Raw genomic sequence first — 19461 nt, forward strand, 5'->3', positions numbered from 1 at the left:
CGTTCGGGATGACACCATTTGCTGCATCGGCGCACTGCGCAAATCCCAACAATAGTGTCATCCCGAACGAAGTGAGGGATCCTTCGCTTCACCTCAGCGGCGCGTAAGCATGAACACCGCCCTCGAACGCATCGCCGTCTCGGCGCTGGCCCTGCTGGCGTCGGCGGTGATCTTCGGCCTGCTGCTGATCCTCTACGCGGGTGTCGATCCGTTCGAGGCCTACGCGCTCATGTACCAGGGCGCGTTCGGCAGCTGGTTCTCCTTCCAGAACACGCTCACGCGCGCGGCGCCGCTGATCCTGACGGCGCTGTGCACGGCGCTGCCGGCGCGGCTCGGGCTGATCATCATCGGCAACGAAGGCGCGCTGGTGCTGGGCGGTGTCGCCGCCGCGGCGGCCGGCGTCTCGGTCGCGGCCGCCGGGCCGCTGGTGACCAACCTCGCCATGGCGGCGGCGGCGATGATTGCGGGCGGCGCCTGGATCGCGCTGGCGGGCGGGCTGCGCCAGTATCGCGGCGTCAACGAGACGATCTCCAGCCTGCTGCTCACCTACATCGCCATCGCCCTGATGAACCATTTCGTCGAGGGCCCGCTGCGCGACCCGTCGAGCCTCAACAAGCCGTCGACGCTTCCGATCGGCGACGCCAACATGCTGGGCACGATCGGCGGCTCCGACGTCCATTGGGGCCTGGCCTTCGGCATCGTGGCCTGCCTGCTCTGCTACGGCGTGCAGCACTTCACCACCTTCGGCTTCGCCATGCAGGTGATCGGCGGCAACCCCAAGACCGCGCGCATGATGGGCCTCAACGTCGGCCGCTACGTGCTGGTGGCCTGCGCCGCCGGCGGCGCGGCGGCGGGCCTGGCCGGCATGGTCGAGGTGGCGGCGGTGCACGGCAAGGCCAATGCCTCGCTGGCCGTCGGCTACGGCTTCACCGGCATCCTGGTCTCCTTCCTCGCGCGGCATCATCCGCTGGCGATCATTCCCGTCGCCATCCTGCTGGGCGGCATCGGCGCCAGCGGCGGCCTGCTGCAGCGCCGGCTCGACCTGCCGGACGCGGCCGTGGTCGTGCTGCAGGGCATCATCTTCGTCTGCATCCTGGCCAGCGAGACTCTCTACGGCCGGTCGTGGACCTGGCTCTGGCGCTTCAGAGCGGTGGAGGGACGCTGAGCATGGACGGCAGCGACATCGGTCTCTGGGGCGTGCCTCTCGCCATGTTGGCGGGCGCCATCCGCGTCAGCACGCCGTTCATCTTCGTGAGCCTCGGCGAATGCCTGACCGAGCGCAGCGGCCGCATCAACCTCGGCCTCGAGGGCACGCTGATGATGGGCGCGATGAGCGCCTACGGCACGGCGCTGCTGAGCGGCTCGCCGTGGCTCGGCGTGCTGGTGGCCGCCGGCGTCGGCCTGATGCTGGGCGCCCTGCATGCCGCGCTCTGCCAGCTGCCCAAGGTCAACGACATCGCCACCGGCATCGGCCTGATGCTGTTCGGCACCGGTCTCGCCTTCTTCCTGGGCAAGCCCTACATCCAGCCCAAGGCGCCCAACCTCGGCGCGCTCGATCTCGGCGGCTGGAGCAGCATCCCGCAGGTACAGCAGGCCCTGCAGGTCAATCCGCTGTTCATCGTCGGCATCCTGCTGGCCTTCGCGCTCGCCTGGGCGCTGAAGAACACACGCTGGGGCCTGATCGTCCGTCTCGCCGGCGAGAGCGTCGATGCGGCACTCGCCATCGGCGCCTCGGTCGGCCGGGTGCGGCTGATGGCAACGGCGGTCGGCGGCGCCTTCGCGGGCATCGGCGGCGCCTTCCTGTCGCTCTACTATCCCGGAAGCTGGAACGAAGGCCTGTCGAGCGGCCAGGGCCTGATGGCCGTCGCCCTGGTGATCTTCGCGCGCTGGGACCCGATCCGCTGCCTGTGGGCCTCGCTGCTGTTCGGCGCGGCCGGCGCGATCAGCCCGGCCCTGCAGTCGGTCGGCGTGACCCAGGGCTACTACCTGTTCAGCGCCGCGCCCTATGTCCTCACCCTCGCCCTGATGATCGCCACCTGCTCGCCGGCGCGCAGCCTGCGCGGCGCACCGGGCGAGCTGGGCGCCGTCAAATAGGAGCCGCCATGAGCAAGACCCACATCGATTCCCGCCCCTATGCCTGGCCGTGGAACGGCGCGCTGCGCGCCGACAATACGGCGCTGGTCATCATCGACATGCAGACCGATTTCTGCGGCGTCGGCGGCTATGTCGACAAGATGGGCTACGATCTCTCGCTGACGCGTGCACCGATCGAGCCGATCCGGAAGCTGCTCGCCGCCGCGCGCAAGGCCGGGTGGACGGTTATCCATACGCGCGAGGGCCATCGGCCCGACCTGTCCGACCTGCCGGCCAACAAGCGCTGGCGATCGCAGCAGATCGGCGCCGGCATCGGCGATCCCGGCCCCTGCGGGCGCATCCTGGTGCGCGGCGAACCGGGCTGGGAGATCATCCCCGATCTCGCGCCGATCGCCGGCGAGCCGATCATCGACAAGCCGGGCAAGGGCTCGTTCTGCGCCACCGACCTCGAACTGATGCTGCGCACGCGCGGCATCGACAATCTGGTGCTGACCGGGATCACCACCGACGTGTGCGTTCATACGACGATGCGCGAGGCCAACGACCGCGGCTTCGAATGCCTGATCCTGGAGGACTGCACCGGCGCGACCGACGCGGGCAACCACGCCGCCGCGCTGAAGATGGTGGAGATGCAGGGCGGCGTGTTCGGCGCCGTCGCCAACTCGGCGGCGATTCTCGAGGCACTCGCATGACCGCGCCGTCCCTCGAGCTGATCGGCTTCACCAAGCGCTTCGGCGCGATGGCCGCGCTCGACGACGTCTCGGTGAAGATCGAGGCCGGCGCCTTCCATGCGCTGCTGGGCGAGAACGGCGCCGGCAAGAGCACGCTGGTGAAGTGCGCCATGGGCTATTACGCCGCCGACCAGGGCCAGATCCTGTTGAACGACCGCCAGGTCACGATCGACCATCCGCGTCAGGCGCACGAGCTGGGGCTCGGCATGGTCTATCAGCACTTCACGCTCGTGCCGAACATGACGGTGCTGGAGAATTTCGTGCTGTCGCGCGGCGACCTGCCGGCGGTAATCGACTGGGCGGCGGAGCGGCGCGCGCTCAAGGCGTTCTTCGAGACGACGCCGTTCACCGTGCCGATCGACGTCCCCGTCGCCGACCTTGCCGCGGGGCAGAAGCAGAAAGGCGAGATCCTTCGCCAGCTCTATCTCAGGCGCAACCTGCTGATCCTCGACGAGCCGACCTCGGTGCTGACCCCGGACGAGGCCGACGAGGTGCTGACCACCTTGAAGAAGCTCGCGACCGATGGACAGATCACCATCGTCACCATCACCCACAAGTTCCGTGAGGTGAACACCTATTGCGACGCCGTCACGGTGCTGCGCCGCGGCCAGCTGATCGGCACGAGGCCGACGCGCGAACTCGACAACGACATGATGGCCGAGATGATGGTCGGCCGGCGCGAGACGCGCACCGTGGTCGAGCGCGAGATGCGCGCGCCCGGCAAGGCCGTGCTGAAACTCGAAGGGCTTAGCGTCGCCGACAATGTCGGCCAGCTCGCGGTCGAGGATCTGGCGCTCGAGATCCGCGCCGGCGAGATCGTCGGCGTCGCGGGCGTGTCGGGCAACGGCCAGCGCGAACTCGTCGAGACGCTGGCCGGCCAGCGCGACGTCGAGGCCGGTCGCATGCTGGTCCACGGCGAGCTCTACACCGCGACGCGGCCGGAGATGGTCCGTCACAAGATCGCCTGCCTGCCCGAGGAGCCGCTGCGCAACGCCTGCGTCGCCGACATGTCGGTGGCGGAAAACATCGCGCTGCGCTCCTTCGACCAGCCGCCCTCTTCGTCGAATGGCATCTGGCTCAAGCGCAGCCCGATGCGCGAGACCGCGCGCAAGCTGATCGAGGCCTACAAGGTGAAGACGCCGGGACCCGACGCCGCCATCCGCGGCCTGTCGGGCGGCAACGTCCAGCGCGCGGTGCTGGCGCGCGAACTGTCGAGCGAGGGCGACCTGCTGATCGTGGCCAATCCCTGCTTCGGCCTCGACTTCGCCGCCGTCGCCGAGATCCGCGCCCGCATCGTCCAGGCCCGCAACCGCGGCGCTGCCGTGCTGCTGGTCAGCGAGGACCTCGACGAAATCTTCCAGCTCTCCGACCGCATCGTCGTCATGTTCGACGGCAAGCTGGCACTGCAGACCGACGCGGCCAGCGCCGATGTCGGCGCGATCGGTCGCGCCATGGCAGGGCATTGATGGTGCGCCCGTGAAAACCATCGCCGCGCAACCGTTCGACTTCACCTTCGATCCCGCGCACACGGCGCTGATCGTCATCGACATGCAGCGCGACTTCATCGAGCCGGGCGGGTTCGGTGCGACGCTGGGCAACGATGTGAGTCTTCTATCCGCCATCGTGCCGACGGTCGGCCGGCTGATCGAGGCCTTCCGCAGCGCCGGGCTCACGATCATCCATACTCGCGAATGCCACAGGCCCGATTTGTCGGACTGCCCGCCGGCCAAGCGGCTGCGCGGCAAGCCATCGATGCGCATCGGCGACCCCGGTGCGATGGGCCGCATCCTGATTGCGGGCGAGCCGGGTGCCGACATCGTGCCGGAACTCAGCCCGAAGCCGGGAGAGATCGTGCTCGACAAGCCGGGCAAGGGCGCGTTCTACGCGACCCCGCTGGGCCAGATCTTGGGAGAGCGCGCGATCACGCATCTCGTCTTCGCCGGGGTCACGACCGAGGTCTGCGTGCAGACCACCATGCGCGAGGCCAACGATCGCGGCTTCGAATGCCTGTTGGCCGAGGACGCGACCGAAAGCTATTTCCCGGAATTCAAGAAAGCGGCCCTCGACATGATCCGTGCCCAGGGCGCGATCGTCGGCTGGACCGCCACCGTCGAGCAGATCGCCGAGGCGCTTCGCTGACTAGTGCAGCGAGCGCTCGCGCGAGACGTAGTGGCCGCGCTTCAGTTCCTTGAAGAACTGCGGCACCTGCGGATGCGACACCGGCTTGCCGGTGTCGTCGGCCAACAGGTTCTGCTCCGACACGTAGGCCACGTAGGTGGTCTGCGCATTCTCGGCGAGCAGGTGATAGAAGGGCTGGTCGCGGCGCGGCCGCACCTCCTCGGGGATCGAAGACAGCCACTCCTCGGTGTTCGCAAACACCGGGTCGACGTCGAAGATCACACCGCGAAAGGGGTAGATGCGGTGCTTCACCACCTGGCCGATGGCGAACTTGGCGCAACGCAGGGGCGGCGCGGCGAGCGCCGGGGTAGAAGCCTGATTGATGGGTTCCATAGCCAAAGTATTGCTCCGAACAGGCCGGTAGGCAACGCAGTCGGGACGCCGGATTCGAGAGCCGACTGCAAGAATACGTGAAAAACAGCCGCCCGGATCGCCACGCAAGAATGCGGCCAGTTGCCGGAAGCCTCGCGCATCGGTTGACGGGACGCACCTGCCTGTGGACTCTGGCGGCAATACTCGGTGGGAATGGTTGATTGGTCGAAGGTCTGAAAGTCCGCTTCTGGGGCGTAAGGGGATCGATTTCATGCCCCGGCGCGGAATACGTGCGCTATGGCGGCAATACATCGTGCCTGGAGGTGACCGCCGGCGGCCGCCGGCTGCTGTTCGACGCCGGGACGGGAATTCGCACGCTGGGCGTAGAACTCGCCCGCCAGGCGCCGCTCGACATCGACATCTACTTCACCCACACGCACCTCGACCACATCTCCGGACTCACCTTCTTTGCGCCCCTGTTCGACCGGCGCAATTCGGTACGCATGTGGGCCGGCCATCTCGAGCCGCCCTACACCTTGAAGAAGGTCGTCGGGCACCTGATGCAGGCGCCGCTCTATCCGGTGTCGCTCGACGTCTTCCAGGCCCGCGTCGAGTTCCGGGAATTCAAGTCCGGGGAGAACCTGTCGTGCGGCGCCGTTGCGGTGCGCACGGCGCCGCTCAACCATCCCAACGGGGCCACCGGCTACCGCATCGACCATCTCGGCAAGTCGATCTGCTACATCACGGATACCGAACATCGCCAAGGTGAGCTGGATTCCACGATCGTCGAACTCTGCCGCGGCGCCGACGTGATGATCTACGATTCTAGCTACACCGACGAAGAATACGAGCGCTACCGCGGCTGGGGCCACTCGACCTGGCAGGAAGGCGTACGGCTCGCCGATGCGGCCGGCGTCGGCACGCTCGCCATCTTCCATCACGATCCCGGCCACGACGACGCTTTCATGGACGGCGTGGCACGTGAAGCCGCCCTGGCGCGACCGGGCCTCGCGGCGAGTGGCCTGCCACGTGTGCTGGTCGCGCACGAAGGCCTGACGCTGACCCCGTGAGCAGTCCCCGATGAGTGCCAGGTCCACCCTGCGCGGCCGCTGGCGGCGCTTCGCCCTGGGATTGCCGACCGTGCTCGGCCTGAAGCCGCGCGGCTGGTTCATTCCGCACCGCTATGCGCCGCTGCTGCCGCCGCCCGGCGCGCAGCCGCCCTATCCCGCGATCGAGCGCCTGTTCGAGGCGCATACCGCCGAGTTCACCGCCGTGCTCGATGACGTCGACGCGCGCGCCGACGCTCTCGAGAGCTGCAAGGCGATGTTCGAGCAATCGTGGTTTCCCTCGCTCGACGCCGCCGTTGCCTATGCGCTGGTCCGCGAGCGCAAGCCGCGTCGCATCATCGAAGTGGGATCCGGCCATTCGACCCGGTTGCTGTCTAAGGCCGTGGGCGGTGTCGGCGAAATCCTGGCGATCGATCCGGCGCCGCGCGCCGATATTGCCGACCTGCCCGGGGTCCGCGTGAAGTCGTCGACCCTGCAGGCAGCACCGGACAGCGTCTTCGACGGGCTGGTGCAGGGCGACGTGCTGTTCATCGATTCCAGCCACATCCTGATGCCCGGCAGCGACGTCGACATCCTGCTGAACCGCGTCCTGCCACGCCTGCCGTCCGGCACGCTGGTCCACATCCACGACATCTTCCTGCCGTTCGACTATCCCGCGATCTGGGGCTGGCGCGCCTATAACGAGCAGCAGGGCGTGGTGCCGCTGCTGACGAGCGGCGCCTTCAAACCGCTCTTCTCCAGTGTCTGGGCGGAGCGGCGCATGGCCGACCGGCTGGCCGCCTCGGTGGTCTCGCGCCTGCCGCGACCGCCGGATGCACTGCCCGCCAGCCTCTGGCTGGAAAAGCGCTGATGCTCGGCCGCCTGCGCCTTTGGTTGTTCGGGGGCGGCGAGGCAACCCAGCTTCCCGACCGTGTGCGCAAGGCGATCGAACGCCAGCAGGAGCAAAGCGAGATCCTGATCGGCTGGGTGCAGCTCGCCATCGTGGTGCTGGTCGGCACGGTCTACGAATCGAGCTCCATGCCGGGTGGCGTGGTGCAGGAGGATTACTCCTTCGAGTTCGACGTGCTGGTCATCTATGGCGTCTTCTGCCTGGTGCGCCTGGGTCTCGCCTATGCGCGGCTGTTGCGGCCCTGGATGCTCTACCTGTCGGTGATCGCCGACATGCTGCTGTTGATGGGCCTGATCTACTCTTTCCACTACAAGTACGCCCAGCCGGCCGTCTTCTATCTGAAGGTGCCGACACTCCTCTACGTGTTCCTGTTCATCGCCCTGCGTGCGCTGCGCTTCGAGGCGCGGTTCGTGGTGTTCACCGGCCTGACGGCGATCGCCGGCTGGATCGGCCTCATCCTCTACGCGTTGGACGGCCGCGGTGGGCCGGCCAATCCGACCGACGACTTCGTCGAGTACATGACCTCGAACGCATTTCTGGTCCACGCCGAGGCCGACAAGATCATCGCCATCCTGCTCACCACCCTGGTCCTCGCCCTCGCCATCTCACGCGCGCGTCACCTGCTGGTCCAGGCAGTGAGCGAAAGCACCGCGGCGCAGGACCTGTCGCGATTCTTCGATCCCGGCGTCGCGGCCCGCATCCGCGGGGCCGCGATCTCGATCGAGGCGGGCGAAGGTGAATTGCGCGACGTCGCCATCCTCACCGTCGATCTGCGCGGTTTCACAAGGCTGTCGATGGAGCTTCCGCCGGCCGAGGTGATGAAGGTCCTGCAGGACTATCAGGGCCGTGTCTGCCCTCTGATCGCAGCGGCCGGCGGCAGCATCGACAAGTTCCTGGGCGACGGCATCCTGGCCTCGTTCGGTGCGGTGATTCCGTCGGCCACCGCCGTCGCGGACGCGCTCCGCGCTGCCGACGCGGTGATGGAAGCGGGCACGGCGTGGGCCTCGGAACGTCGCGCCGCCGGCCTGGCCCCGCTCGAGATCGGGCTTGCCGTCGCATCGGGCCGTGTCGTGTTCGGCGCGGTCGGTGACGGCGAGCGGCTCGAATTCACAGTGATCGGGGAGGCCGTGAATCTCGCGGCCAAACTGGAGAAGCACAATAAGGAAGAGGGGACCCGCGCCCTGACGGACGCCGCAACCTATGCTCTCGCCGAGCTTCAGGGCTATCGTGCGGCTGCGGCGCACGAGCGTCGTTTCGATCGGAAGGTTGGCGGCGTCGCGGAATCTGTCGATATTGTGGTGCTGGCCGCCTGAGGCGCGGGGCTGATCCGGGAAGTGCGGCGGGCAGGTCGCCTTGCCCTTTGCCCATTCGCAGCCTATGTAATTTGTGACAGTGGAGCGCCATCGTGGGTAACAACTACGACATCATCCTGATCGGGTTGGTCGCGGTCTTCTTGATCCTGCGACTGCGGTCCGTGCTCGGCAAACGCACCGGCAACGAACAGCCGCCCGCCCGCGATCCGTTCACGCCGCCCGCAGCGCCGCCCCCTCGTGTCGGCGACGCATCGCAAGGCAACGACAATGTCGTGCCGCTGCCCACGGCGAATGCGCCGGCGCCCCGTCAGTCTTCGCCCACCACCGGTCCCGGCGGCATTCGCGCCACAGTCCTGCCGACTGCGACTGCAGGCGTTGCAGCCATTCGCGCGGCCGATCCGGCCTTCGAACCCATCGGCTTCACCGGCGGCGCTCGCGCAGCCTTCACCGCCATCGTCGAGGCCTTCGCGCGCGGCGACACGGCGACGCTGAAGCCTCTGCTCGACAGCACCACCTACGCAAGCTTCGAGGCCGCCATTCGCGGTCGCATCGAGCGCAACGAGAAGGCGGAAACCACGCTGATCGGCTTCGAAGCGTCCGATATCGCCAGCGCGGAGATGCAGGGCACCCACGCCGCCGTCACCGTCCGCTTCGTCAGCGAGCAGATCAACGTCGTGCGCAACGCCGACAGCCAGATCGTCGACGGCAATCCGAACGAAGTGCAGAAGGTCGTCGATCTCTGGACATTCCGTCGCGACACCACGTCGGGCGATCCCAACTGGCAGCTCGTCAAGACCGAGAGCGAAGGCTGAGGGAGGCTTCCCGGGAATGCGATGGCGCCTCCTCGCGGGCGGTGCGGCCTTGCTGGCTGCAGCCGGCCTCCTTTCCGCCTGTGCCGGAACCCCCGGCTCTCCGCCGCCGCAGCGGATCTCGATGGAGCCGACTTCGTACAACGAGATCGCCGGGTGGGCGCAGGACCGTCACGCCGAAGCTCTCGTCGCTTTCCGCCGTTCGTGTCCGAAGCTGACGTCCGGTCCTGATGTCCGGATTGCCACCGACGGCGGCGAGAAGGCGATCACGCCCGGCGAATGGGCGCGCATCTGCGACGCCGCTGCCGCCGTAAAGGCAGGCGACGCGCGTGGATCGCGGATGTTCTTCGAGGAGAATTTCCGGCCGCTGATCGTCCAGGTCCCCGGCAAGTTCACCGGCTACTTCGAACCGGAACTGCGCGGCAGCAAGGTGCCGTCGCGGCTCTTCACCGTGCCGGTCTATCGCAAGCCGCCCGATCTCACCGACAAGCCGTATTTCACGCGCGCCGAGATCGACGCGGGGGCGTTGAAGGGCAAGGGTCTGGAAATCGCCTACGTCCAGGATCCCGTCGGGCTGTTCGAGGTCCAGGTCCAGGGCAGCGGTCGCATCCAGCTCGCCGAAGGCGGCACCATGACGCTCGGCTTCGACGGCTCCAACAATCGGCCCTACACTGCGATCGGCGCGGTGCTGGTCGAGATGGGCGTGATGAAGAAAGAAGACGCGACCTGGCCCGCGATCCGCGATTGGCTGAAACGCAATCCGCAGCAGGCGCGCGACGTGATGCGCAAGAACGAGCGCTACATCTTCTTCAGGGACACCCGGACCTCCGCGCCGATCGGCGCCGAAGGCGTGGCCCTCACCGCCCAGCGCAGCATGGCGGTGGATCCCGCGATCACGCCGTACGGCACGCCGGTTTGGATCGACACGCGGCGCCCGGTCTATCGCAAGCCCGGCGCCACGGAATCCTATCGCCGCCTGATGATCGCGCAGGACGCCGGGGCCGCCATCAAGGGGCCAGCGCGGGGCGATGTCTTTTACGGTGCCGGCGAGCAGGCGGCAGAGTGGGCCGGTCGCATGAACAGCGACGGCCGCGCCATCATCCTGGTTCCCAACAAGAACTGAGCGCGCGTTCGGAGCGACGCGCCCGCCCCGCCGGGCGCTCCGCACTTGCAGCCCGAGCGTACTCGAGAGGCGCGGGCTCGACGCAAACTTGGCCGCGCCATCTTGCACGCGAATTTCACCGCTGCCATGGTCGGGGCGTGTCCAGCTCGCCCGCCATCCCCGTTCCCCGTCCGCGCCGCGTCGCGCTCTTCGTTACGTGTCTCGTCGACATGTTTCGGCCGTCGGTGGGCTTCGCCGCCGTGAAGCTCCTGGAGGAGGCGGGCTGTTCCGTCGACGTGCCACGGCTTCAAACCTGCTGCGGCCAGCCGGCCTACAATACCGGCGACCGGGCCACGACACGGGCGATCGCCACGCAGGTCATCGACGCCTTCGAAGGGTACGATGCCGTCGTGGCCCCCTCCGGGTCCTGCGGCGGAATGCTGTCGCATCACTATCCCGGCCTGTTCGACGACGACCCGACCATGAAGGCCCGCGCGGAGAATCTGGCCGGCCGCAGCCACGAGTTGATCTCGTTTCTGGCGGACGTGTTGGGGGTCGAGAAGGTCGCCGCGCACTACTCCGGCGCCGTGACCTATCACGACTCCTGCTCCGGCCTGCGCGAGCTCGGTGTCAAAGAGCAGCCGCGCAATCTGCTGGGATCGGTGAAGGGGCTCGAGCTCCGCGAGATGAAGACCCCCGAGGTCTGTTGCGGCTTCGGCGGCACGTTCTGCGTGAAGTACCCCGAGATCTCGAATGCCATGGTGGGCGAGAAGTCGGCCGATATCGCCGCCACCGGGGCGGACACGTTGCTGGCCGGCGATCTCGGTTGCCTGATGAACATGGCGGGCAAGCTGCAGCGCGAGGGCAGCGCCATCCGGGTGCGCCATGTCGCCGAAGTGCTGGCCGGCATGGGCGACCTGCCGGCGATCGGCGAACCGGAGCGCAGCTGATGGAATCGACCGCCCATGCCTTCAAGGCGAATGTCGGCCACGCATTGGCCGATCCCAACCTGCAGGATTCGCTGGCCAAGCTGAAGGTCGGCTTCTCCGAACGGCGTCGCCAGGCGGCCGAACGGCTGCCGGAATTCGAGGCGCTGCGCGACCGTGCGCGCGACATCAAGAATCACACGCTCGCCCATCTCGACTTCTACCTCGAGGAGTTCGAGCGCAAGGTCATCGGACTCGGCGGTCACGTGCATTGGGCGCCGACCGCCGCCGACGCGCGACGCATCATCGCCGAACTCTGCCAGAGCGTGAACGCCCGCACCGTCGCCAAGTCCAAGTCGATGGTGGCCGAGGAGATCGCCCTCAACGAGCATCTCGAGGGCCTCGGCATCGCGCCGATCGAGACGGACCTCGGCGAATACATCATTCAGCTGCGCAACGAGCCGCCCAGTCACATCATCGCGCCGGCCGTCCATCTCACCAAGGACCAGGTCGCCGACACCTTCCTCGAGCACCACGCCAAGCTGGGCTTCGACAAGCGCCTGACCGAGCGCAACGATCTCGTCGCGGAAGCGCGCTACGTGCTGCGCCAGAAGTTCCTCGATGCCGATGTCGGTTTGACCGGTGCCAATTTCCTGGTGGCGGAAACCGGCTCGTCGATGCTGGTGACCAACGAGGGCAATGCCGATCTCTCCAACACGCTGCCCCGGATGCACATCGTGCTGGCCAGCATCGAGAAGGTGATTCCCACGCTCGAGGATGCGGCGGTGCTGTTGCGCGTGCTGGCGCGTTCGGCGACCGGACAGGAGTCTTCGGCCTACACGACGCTCAACACCGGGCCGAAGAGGCCGGGCGATCTCGACGGGCCCGACCAATATCACGTGGTACTGCTCGACAATGGCCGGTCGGGCGTCCTCGGCACCGAGATGCAGGACATCCTGCGCTGTATCCGCTGCGGCGCCTGCATGAATCATTGCCCGGTCTACGGCGCGGTCGGCGGCCACGCCTATGGCTGGGTCTATCCCGGCCCGATGGGCGCGGTGCTCACGCCGCAGCTCGTGGGTGTCGAGGAGGCGAGCAATCTTCCTAATGCCTCGACCTTCTGCGGTCGGTGCGAAAGCGTCTGTCCGGTGCGCATCCCGCTGCCGAAACTGATGCGCCATTGGCGCGAGCGGGAATTCGAGAAGCACCTCACGCCGAAGGCCGTTCGCCAGGGCCTCGCGATGTGGAGCTTCGCCGCCCGCCGGCCTGCTCTCTACCGCCGGCTGACCGGGATGGCCAACCGCGTGCTGGCGTTGTTCGGGCGCGCCGACGGGCGCTACCGGGCCCTTCCGCTTGCCTCGGGCTGGACCCGCTTCCGCGATTTCCCGGCACCGGAGCCGGGCGGGACCTTCCACGAGCGCTGGGCAAAGAGGAAGTCATGAGCGACGCCAGCGCCCGGACCCAGATCCTGAGCGGCATCCGGCGCTCGCTGCGCCGCGGCGAGCTGTCGGGCGAGGCACGCCAGGCCGTCGATGCGCGCCTGGCCGAGCCGCCGAGAGGACCTTCGGTGGCGCGCGCCCGGCTGCCCCAGGCGGAGAAGGTCGCCTTGTTCTGCCAGTGGGCCGAGACCCTCAACGCCACCGTGGCACGTGTTGGCGTGGCGGACGTGCCGGGCGAAGTGACCGCCTATCTCGCGCGCAACAACCTGCCGGCAAATGTCGCGATGGCGCCCTCGCCGCTCCTCGACGGTTACGACTGGTCGAGCCAGAAGATGCTGTCGATCCGGCGCGGCCGCGGCGAAGGCAGCGATCAGGTTTCCGTCACCGGCGCCTTTGCCGGCATCGCCGAGACCGGGACCGTCGTGATGGCCTCGGGGCCGGATCACCCCGTGTCGCTCAACCTGCTGCCCGACACGCATGTGGTCGTGCTGCGCGAGTCCGACATCGTCGGTGGTTACGAGGATGTCTGGGGCCGCCTGCGCGCCCGCTATGGCAAGAACCTGATGCCGCGCACGGTCAACACGATCACCGGCCCCTCGCGTACCGGCGACATCGAGCAGGCGATGGAGCTGGGGGCCCACGGGCCACGGCGCCTGCATATCCTGGTGGTGCGCGACTGATGCCGGCCGGCGAAGCCACCTCCGGTGAGCTGCGCCCCGGTGAGCTACGCATTGTCGGAACGAGCGTAAGTCGTGAAATCGAGCTCCTGCTCGATCGGGTGGCGCAGCTGGTGGGCAAGCGCCCGCCGCGGGTCCTGCAGGTTGGGTCGCGCACCCTCCTGTCGGACCGCAATGTCCGCAACTGGCGCAAGCTCGTCGTCAATCGCTTCGGTCCCAAGGCGAGGTTCGTCGGAATCGATCTCGCCGAGGGCGTCAACGTCGACTGCGTGGCCGATATCTGCAGCGATCCCAGGACGCTGAGGGGCAGGCTGGGCGAAGAGCCTTTCGATCTCGTGATCTGCTGTCACGTGCTCGAGCACACGCGCCATCCCGCGCGCGCGGCGCGCAACATCGAGCGGGCACTGCGGCCCGGGGGCCTTGTCTATATAGCGAGCGCCTGGTCGCAGGCTTTCCATGCTGCGCCAGACGATTACTGGCGCTTCTCGACCCGTGGCCTGATGCTGTTGTTCGGCAAGCTGGAGATTGCCTCGTCGTTCTACAGCGGCGGCGATGTCGGCCTCGACGTCGCCTATCGCATCGAGCGCGATGGCAGGCCGGCGGTCGATCCCGGTGCGGGGGCCGTCGAACAGGGTCTCTTTCAGCTCGTCCTGGACCATGAGGACAACCGCGCCGTGCTGCAGCGCCAGGCAACCGAGCGTTTGCCGGTGTCGCGTACCTACCTGCCAGGTCTGTTCGTCAATCTGGTCGGGCGCCGCGCTTCGACATAGAGCGGCCCTCTGGGAGCCGCCCTCGGGGCCCACAAAAGAAAAGAGCGGGCTTGCGCCCGCTCTTTCCGATTTTCGGTTCGTCCTGCGACTAGAAGCGCAGGTCCATACCCATCAGGAGACCCCAGCTGTTGCCGGAGACGGCAGCAGTCGGGCCCGAACCCGTGTACAGCAGACCACCGCCGGTGAGCTTCACGCCCGGCCCGAGCGCGTAGTTCACGCCCAGTTCCCACTTCTGAACCGACTCCTGTCCGAAGGCGAGGTTCGAGGGGTTGTTGCCGTTGCCGAAGGCGGTCGAGTTCACGCCCGGGACGCCCGTGGCGGCCGGCGTGGTGCAGGTGGTGGTGTTGACCGTAACGGTGTTGCAGCCATAGGAGCCGTTACCGTTGTTGTTGTACGAGCCAACCCAGCTGAACGACATCTGCCACGGGCCCGTCTCATACATCAGGCCAGCGGTGTAGAAGCGGGTCGCGTTGTCCTGGCCCGTGTAGTAGTTCGCGCCGAGACCGTTGTTGTCCCAACCCAGTGCGCCGCCGAGGGTGAAGCCCTTGAAGCCGAACTGAGCACCGACAACCCACTGCTTCCAGCTGGCGGCATTGGCGCCGGTCGACTGGTTGGCAGCTGCGCTGAACGGCTGGTTGCCCGGAACGAAGTTGGCGTACAGGAACGCGCCGTACAGCGCGACCGTGACGTCGCCGAACTTGTTCAGGTAGTTCGCGCCGATGTCGAACACGTCCTGGTACGAGTAGTCGTTCGTCGGGCAGTTCGAGGCCGACGTCGCGTTGTTGTAACCGCAGACACCCTGGCTGCCGGCGCCCGGGCCGACCGCCATGCCGGAGAGAGCACCACCCTGCGGGTTGATGTTCACCTTCGGACGATAGCCGACGCCGATCTGGAGGCCCTGGAAGCGCGGGGTGAAGTAGTTGATGCCCTGCGCGTCCTGGAACTGGCCAGCGTTCGTCGTGGTCGTGGCGTGGAACCACGCCTTGTTGTTGTTGATGACGCTCTGGTTGGCCCAGGCGAAGTTCGTGTTGTGCTGAACGGCGCCCCAGCCGAGCAGGGCGGACGGCGTACCGTAGTACATACGGTAGGTCGCCGGATCGCGCGAACCGAATTCGACGCGGCCCCAGTCGCCGAAGGCGAACAGGAAGGCTTCGTCGATCCAGGGGCCCGCAGCCGTGCCAGAATTGGCGTTCCAGGCCTCGAGTTCGATGTGCACGCCGACCGAGGTGCCGTTGTCCAGCTTGGTCTGGCCGATGAAGTGGAGTTCACCTTCCTGCTGGAACTGGAGGCCCTTGTACTGAGCCCAAGAGCCGTCAGTGGCGTAGGTCGACTGGATGCCGCCGGCGATCGCGTAGAACTGGTAATAACCGCCCACGCCGATCTTGATCGGGTCGGCGGCCATGGCCGGGGCGGCCATAAGCCCGCCGACGACCAAGGCGGTCGAGCCGAGTAGAAGCTTCTTCATCATTCTCCCTCTCTCATTGATCAGAGACTGGTACGTACCAAAAAGGCCTGTCCGACCGGCGGGAACTGGAAGCCTGAACCACGAAGCTCACGGAATCCGCCAATGCGGCAGGGCTATAAAACACTTCGCCAAATCGAGGGTCAAGAAATGGTCGCCCCACCGCTGCATTCTGCCCGCACCTGTGGCGTCTTTGTCACATTTTGCGAGCGTGGGGAAAGTTGCCGAAAGCCCCAGAACCTAATAGTTGCAATACGACACTCACAAATTATCTTTATTAGTATCTGAAAGAGACTTATTGTGGCATATCGCCCCGCCGCTTGCAGTTCATGTCTCGTTGAGCCTATGGTCGCCGCCACTGCTCCGCCGCGGAATTGCGGCCCATTGGGAAAATCAAGGCGCCATTCTATGACGGGACCGTCGAAATTCGTGAGCATCGCCGCAATTGCGCTCGTGGCCGTCGGTTTGGCCGCCTGCGGCGACGATGGCAGCAGCAGTCTGGAAAGAAACACCGGTCCGTCGGGCGACCGCAGCCGCGCCGACGTGCGCGCGGGATTGGGCGGACGCACCCAGGAGCAGGGTAGCCTGTTCGGCCCGGGCGGCCTGCTCGGCTCCAAGTCCGACAAGAAGTCGGATTCGGGCGGCGGCACCGGCGTCGCCGTGAACGCCTATCTGTGGCGGGCTTCGCTCGACACCATCAACTTCATCCCGCTGGTTTCGGCCGATCCGTTCGGCGGTGTCATCATCACCGACTGGTACACACCCTCGGAGACCCCCAACGAGCGCATGAAGGTCCAGGTCACCATCCTCGACCGCGAGCTGCGGGCCGACGGCGTGCGTGTCTCCGTCTTCAAGCAACAGACCAGCCCAAAGGGCGGCAACTGGGTCGACGCCCAGGTCGATCCGCGCACCAACATCGACATCGAGAACGCGATCCTCACGCGCGCCCGCCAGCTTCGCATCGCCGGCGGCTCCTGAGACGACCTCTCGCTTCTGCCAAGAGCTTGACGTGAGAGGCCGCAGCGGGCATCCGCTGCGGCCTCTGTCTTTTTCGGTAACACCCTTTTTCGGGAAGAATTCCGTGTCGTCGACACCCGCCGCACCCACCGCGCGCTACAATTTCACCGAAACCGAGAGCAAGTGGCAGAAGGTCTGGGAAGATCGCCAGACCTTCAGGGCCGTGATGGATAAGGCGCGCCCGAAATACTACGTGCTCGAGATGTTCCCCTACCCGTCGGGGCGCATCCATATGGGCCACGTGCGCAACTATACGCAGGGTGACGTGATCGCCCGCTACAAGCGCGCCAAGGGCTTCAACGTCCTGCACCCCATGGGCTGGGACGCGTTCGGCCTGCCCGCCGAGAACGCCGCCATGGAGAAGAAGGTCCATCCCAAGAAGTGGACCTACGAGAACATCGCCTCGATGAAGAAGCAGCTGAAGTCGATGGGCCTGTCCCTCGACTGGAGCCGCGAGCTGGCGACCTGCGACCCGAGCTATTACCGCCACCAGCAGAAGATGTTCCTCGATTTCTGGAAGGCGGGGCTGGCCTACCGCAAGGAGGCCTGGGTCAACTGGGATCCCATCGACAATACGGTTCTGGCCAACGAGCAGGTGATCGAAGGCAAGGGCTGGCGCACCGGCGCGCCCGTCGAGCGCCGCAAGCTCACCCAGTGGAACCTCAAGATCACGCACTTCGCCGACGAGTTGCTGAGCCGCCTCGACACGCTCGACCGCTGGCCGGAGAAGGTCCGCCTGATGCAGGCGAACTGGATCGGCAAGAGCCGCGGTGCGCGCGTGTTCTGGGAACTCACCGACGCCTCGGGCGCCGACCACGGCAAGCTCGAGATCTTCACGACCCGTCCCGACACGCTGTTCGGTGCCTCGTTCATGGCGCTGTCGGCCGAGCATCCGCTGGTCGCCGGCCTCGCGCCGTCCGATCCCGGCCTGCAGCACTTCATCGCCGAATGCCGCAAGACCGGCACCGCGGCCGCTGAAGTCGAGACCGCCGAGAAGCAGGGCTACAAGCTGCCGCTGCTCGCCAGGCATCCGCTGATCCCGGGCAAGACCGTGCCTGTCTATGCCGCCAACTTCGTTCTGATGGAATATGGCACGGGCGCGATCTTCGGCTGCCCCGGCCACGACGAGCGCGACCATGAATTCGCGACCAAGTACGGCCTGCCGATCCTGCAGGTGGTGGCGCCGGCCGACGGCAAGGCGCTCGACATTGCCGCCGCCCCCTATGTCGAGGACGGCCTCATCGTGAACTCCGAATTCCTCGACGGGCTCGGCGTCGAGGAAGCGAAGGCGAAGGTGATCGCGCGCCTCGAGGAGATGGGCGTCGGCAAAGGTACGACGCAGTATCGCCTGCGCGACTGGCTGGTTTCGCGCCAGCGCTACTGGGGTTGCCCGATTCCGGCGATCCATTGCGAGAAGTGCGGCGTCGTGCCGGTGCCGGAGAAGGACCTGCCGGTGAAGTTGCCGGACGACGTGACCTTTGACCGTCCCGGCAATCCGCTCGACCGCCATCCGACGTGGAAGCATGTCGATTGCCCCACCTGCGGCGGCAAGGGACGGCGCGAGACCGACACGTTCGACACCTTCATCGATTCGAGCTGGTACTTCGACCGGTTCACCTCGCCGCAACTGGAGACGGCGCCGTTCGACCGCGAGGAGAACCAGTATTGGATGCCGGTCGATCAATATATCGGCGGCGTCGAGCACGCGATCCTGCACCTGCTCTATTCGCGCTTCTGGACCCGTGCCATGCGCGAGGTCCAGATGACCAGCCGTGACGAGCCGTTCGACGGCCTCTTCACCCAGGGCATGGTCTGCCACGAGACCTATCGCGCAAGCGACGGGACCTGGCTGACGCCCGAGGAGATCGTGCGGGGCGACGGCGGCAAGGTCGTGCGCGCCTCCGACAAGAGCCCGGTCGAGGTCGGCCGCTCGGAGAAGATGTCCAAGTCGAAGAAGAACGTCGTCGACCCGGACGAGATCATTCGCGACTACGGCGCCGACACCGCGCGCTGGTTCATGCTGTCCGACAGCCCGCCCGAGCGCGACCTCGAATGGACCGAGGCCGGCGTCACCGGCGCCTGGCGCTTCCAGCAGCGCCTGTTCCGCATCGCCTCCGAGGCGATCGAGTCGCTGCCGGCGATCGGCACGGCACGGCCCGAGACGTTCTCCGACGCCGCCATCGCCCTGCGCCGCGCCGCGCACAAGGCGATCGCCGGCATCTCGGCCGACATCGAGGCTTTCCACTTCAACAAGGCCGTGGCGCGGCTCTACGAATTCGCCAACACGATCGATTCGGTCGAGGCCAAGGACGAGGCGACCCGCTGGGCGCTCCGCGAGGCGCTCGAGATCTTCGTGCGCCTGATCGGCCCGATGACTCCTCATCTCGCCGAGGAGCTGTGGCATGCGCTCGGCCACAAGAGCCTGCTGGCCGACGCGCCGTGGCCGCTGGCCGAAGACGCCCTGCTGGTCGACGACACCGTCACCGTTGCAGTACAATTGAATGGCAAGCTGCGCGGCACGATCGCGTTGGCCAAGGACACACCCAAGGACGCGGCGGAAGCCGCGGCGTTGGCGCTGCCAGAACTCATCCGCGGTCTCGACGGCAAGACACCCAAGCGGGTGATCGTTGTGCCGAACCGCATCGTAAATGTCGTGGTCTAGAGGCCGCAGAGCC

Annotated in this window: 18 protein-coding genes; 16 read left to right on the forward strand and 2 right to left on the reverse strand. The window is 66.8% G+C overall.

The annotated features are described in order from the left end of the window. Positions 1-109 precede the first annotated feature (109 nt). Genes ACP15H_RS24470 through ACP15H_RS24490 form a run of 5 tightly spaced genes read left to right on the forward strand, consistent with a single transcriptional unit; the run spans position 110 to position 4964 of the window. Complete coding sequence (locus ACP15H_RS24470; protein ID WP_425068734.1) at positions 110-1165, forward strand: ABC transporter permease; 1056 nt, start codon at positions 110-112, stop codon at positions 1163-1165. Between the two features lie 2 nt (positions 1166-1167). After that, the gene (locus ACP15H_RS24475; protein ID WP_425068735.1) at positions 1168-2094 is read left to right on the forward strand and encodes an ABC transporter permease; all 927 of its coding nucleotides are present in this window, start codon (positions 1168-1170) and stop codon (positions 2092-2094) included. Positions 2095-2102: 8 nt separating this feature from the next. Further along, positions 2103-2786, forward strand: a complete 684-nt coding sequence (locus ACP15H_RS24480) for a cysteine hydrolase family protein (RefSeq protein ID WP_425068736.1) — start codon at positions 2103-2105, stop codon at positions 2784-2786. Then, a complete protein-coding gene (locus ACP15H_RS24485; protein WP_425068737.1) occupies positions 2783-4291 on the forward strand; it encodes an ABC transporter ATP-binding protein in 1509 nt (502 codons plus the stop codon). The genes ACP15H_RS24480 and ACP15H_RS24485 overlap by 4 nt, the downstream gene beginning before the upstream one ends. Before the next feature lie 10 nt (positions 4292-4301). Next, positions 4302-4964 carry a cysteine hydrolase family protein gene (locus ACP15H_RS24490; RefSeq protein ID WP_425068738.1) on the forward strand — a complete coding sequence of 221 codons (663 nt, stop codon included), beginning with the start codon at positions 4302-4304 and terminating at the stop codon, positions 4962-4964. On the opposite strand, the gene hspQ is transcribed toward ACP15H_RS24490, so the two are convergent. Next, positions 4965-5336: a heat shock protein HspQ gene (gene hspQ / locus ACP15H_RS24495; protein WP_425068739.1), complete on the reverse strand. Its 372-nt coding sequence runs from the start codon at positions 5334-5336 to the stop codon at positions 4965-4967. It abuts the gene before it with no gap. 200 nt (positions 5337-5536) lie between these two features. Here hspQ and ACP15H_RS24500 point away from each other — a divergent pair, with 200 nt between their 5' ends. The 9 genes from ACP15H_RS24500 (at position 5537) to ACP15H_RS24540 (ending at position 14307) form a co-directional block, all read left to right on the forward strand. Beyond that, positions 5537-6385 (forward strand): MBL fold metallo-hydrolase, encoded by an 849-nt coding sequence (locus tag ACP15H_RS24500; protein ID WP_425068740.1) that lies wholly within the window; start codon positions 5537-5539, stop codon positions 6383-6385. A 10-nt stretch (positions 6386-6395) separates the two neighbouring features. Continuing rightward, entirely contained in the window at positions 6396-7232 is an 837-nt protein-coding gene (locus tag ACP15H_RS24505; protein WP_425068741.1) for a class I SAM-dependent methyltransferase, read from the forward strand. Then, a complete protein-coding gene (locus ACP15H_RS24510; RefSeq protein ID WP_425068742.1) occupies positions 7232-8584 on the forward strand; it encodes an adenylate/guanylate cyclase domain-containing protein in 1353 nt (450 codons plus the stop codon). The genes ACP15H_RS24505 and ACP15H_RS24510 overlap by 1 nt, the downstream gene beginning before the upstream one ends. A gap of 92 nt (positions 8585-8676) precedes the next feature. Beyond that, positions 8677-9396, forward strand: a complete 720-nt coding sequence (locus tag ACP15H_RS24515; RefSeq protein WP_425068743.1) for a Tim44/TimA family putative adaptor protein — start codon at positions 8677-8679, stop codon at positions 9394-9396. Positions 9397-9517: 121 nt separating this feature from the next. After that, positions 9518-10516, forward strand: a complete 999-nt coding sequence (locus ACP15H_RS24520) for a murein transglycosylase A (protein ID WP_425068744.1) — start codon at positions 9518-9520, stop codon at positions 10514-10516. A gap of 137 nt (positions 10517-10653) precedes the next feature. Then, positions 10654-11445: a (Fe-S)-binding protein gene (locus ACP15H_RS24525; RefSeq protein ID WP_425068745.1), complete on the forward strand. Its 792-nt coding sequence runs from the start codon at positions 10654-10656 to the stop codon at positions 11443-11445. Next, complete coding sequence (locus ACP15H_RS24530; RefSeq protein ID WP_425068746.1) at positions 11445-12863, forward strand: LutB/LldF family L-lactate oxidation iron-sulfur protein; 1419 nt, start codon at positions 11445-11447, stop codon at positions 12861-12863. Before ACP15H_RS24525 ends, ACP15H_RS24530 begins: the two co-directional genes overlap by 1 nt. Further along, a complete protein-coding gene (locus ACP15H_RS24535) occupies positions 12860-13540 on the forward strand; it encodes a LutC/YkgG family protein (protein ID WP_425068747.1) in 681 nt (226 codons plus the stop codon). The genes ACP15H_RS24530 and ACP15H_RS24535 overlap by 4 nt, the downstream gene beginning before the upstream one ends. Further along, positions 13540-14307, forward strand: a complete 768-nt coding sequence (locus tag ACP15H_RS24540; RefSeq protein WP_425068748.1) for a class I SAM-dependent methyltransferase — start codon at positions 13540-13542, stop codon at positions 14305-14307. Before ACP15H_RS24535 ends, ACP15H_RS24540 begins: the two co-directional genes overlap by 1 nt. A gap of 88 nt (positions 14308-14395) precedes the next feature. Here ACP15H_RS24540 and ACP15H_RS24545 read toward each other — a convergent pair whose 3' ends face one another. Then, on the reverse strand, positions 14396-15775 hold the full coding sequence (locus ACP15H_RS24545; RefSeq protein ID WP_425068749.1) for a porin: 1380 nt from the start codon (positions 15773-15775) through the stop codon (positions 14396-14398). Positions 15776-16198: 423 nt separating this feature from the next. Here ACP15H_RS24545 and ACP15H_RS24550 point away from each other — a divergent pair, with 423 nt between their 5' ends. Together ACP15H_RS24550 and leuS are read left to right on the forward strand one after the other, a co-directional pair. Further along, positions 16199-16747: a DUF3576 domain-containing protein gene (locus ACP15H_RS24550; protein ID WP_425068750.1), complete on the forward strand. Its 549-nt coding sequence runs from the start codon at positions 16199-16201 to the stop codon at positions 16745-16747. Positions 16748-16850: 103 nt separating this feature from the next. Next, positions 16851-19448: a leucine--tRNA ligase gene (gene leuS / locus ACP15H_RS24555; protein ID WP_425068751.1), complete on the forward strand. Its 2598-nt coding sequence runs from the start codon at positions 16851-16853 to the stop codon at positions 19446-19448. The last annotated feature ends 13 nt before the right edge of the window (positions 19449-19461 follow it).

Source organism: Reyranella sp. (genome assembly GCF_965249915.1).
Classification (GTDB): domain Bacteria; phylum Pseudomonadota; class Alphaproteobacteria; order Reyranellales; family Reyranellaceae; genus Reyranella.

Excerpts from the sequence above, each read along its gene's own strand:
- ACP15H_RS24470 (WP_425068734.1), top strand. The coding sequence starts at position 110 with ATGAACACCGCCCTCGAACGCATCGCCGTCTCGGCGCTGGCCCTGCTG.
- ACP15H_RS24475 (WP_425068735.1), top strand. The coding sequence starts at position 1,168 with ATGGACGGCAGCGACATCGGTCTCTGGGGCGTGCCTCTCGCCATGTTG.
- ACP15H_RS24480 (WP_425068736.1), top strand. The coding sequence starts at position 2,103 with ATGAGCAAGACCCACATCGATTCCCGCCCCTATGCCTGGCCGTGGAAC.
- ACP15H_RS24485 (WP_425068737.1), top strand. The coding sequence starts at position 2,783 with ATGACCGCGCCGTCCCTCGAGCTGATCGGCTTCACCAAGCGCTTCGGC.
- hspQ (WP_425068739.1), bottom strand. The coding sequence starts at position 5,336 with ATGGAACCCATCAATCAGGCTTCTACCCCGGCGCTCGCCGCGCCGCCC.
- ACP15H_RS24505 (WP_425068741.1), top strand. The coding sequence starts at position 6,396 with ATGAGTGCCAGGTCCACCCTGCGCGGCCGCTGGCGGCGCTTCGCCCTG.
- ACP15H_RS24510 (WP_425068742.1), top strand. The coding sequence starts at position 7,232 with ATGCTCGGCCGCCTGCGCCTTTGGTTGTTCGGGGGCGGCGAGGCAACC.
- ACP15H_RS24520 (WP_425068744.1), top strand. The coding sequence starts at position 9,518 with ATGGAGCCGACTTCGTACAACGAGATCGCCGGGTGGGCGCAGGACCGT.
- ACP15H_RS24530 (WP_425068746.1), top strand. The coding sequence starts at position 11,445 with ATGGAATCGACCGCCCATGCCTTCAAGGCGAATGTCGGCCACGCATTG.
- ACP15H_RS24535 (WP_425068747.1), top strand. The coding sequence starts at position 12,860 with ATGAGCGACGCCAGCGCCCGGACCCAGATCCTGAGCGGCATCCGGCGC.
- ACP15H_RS24540 (WP_425068748.1), top strand. The coding sequence starts at position 13,540 with ATGCCGGCCGGCGAAGCCACCTCCGGTGAGCTGCGCCCCGGTGAGCTA.
- ACP15H_RS24545 (WP_425068749.1), bottom strand. The coding sequence starts at position 15,775 with ATGATGAAGAAGCTTCTACTCGGCTCGACCGCCTTGGTCGTCGGCGGG.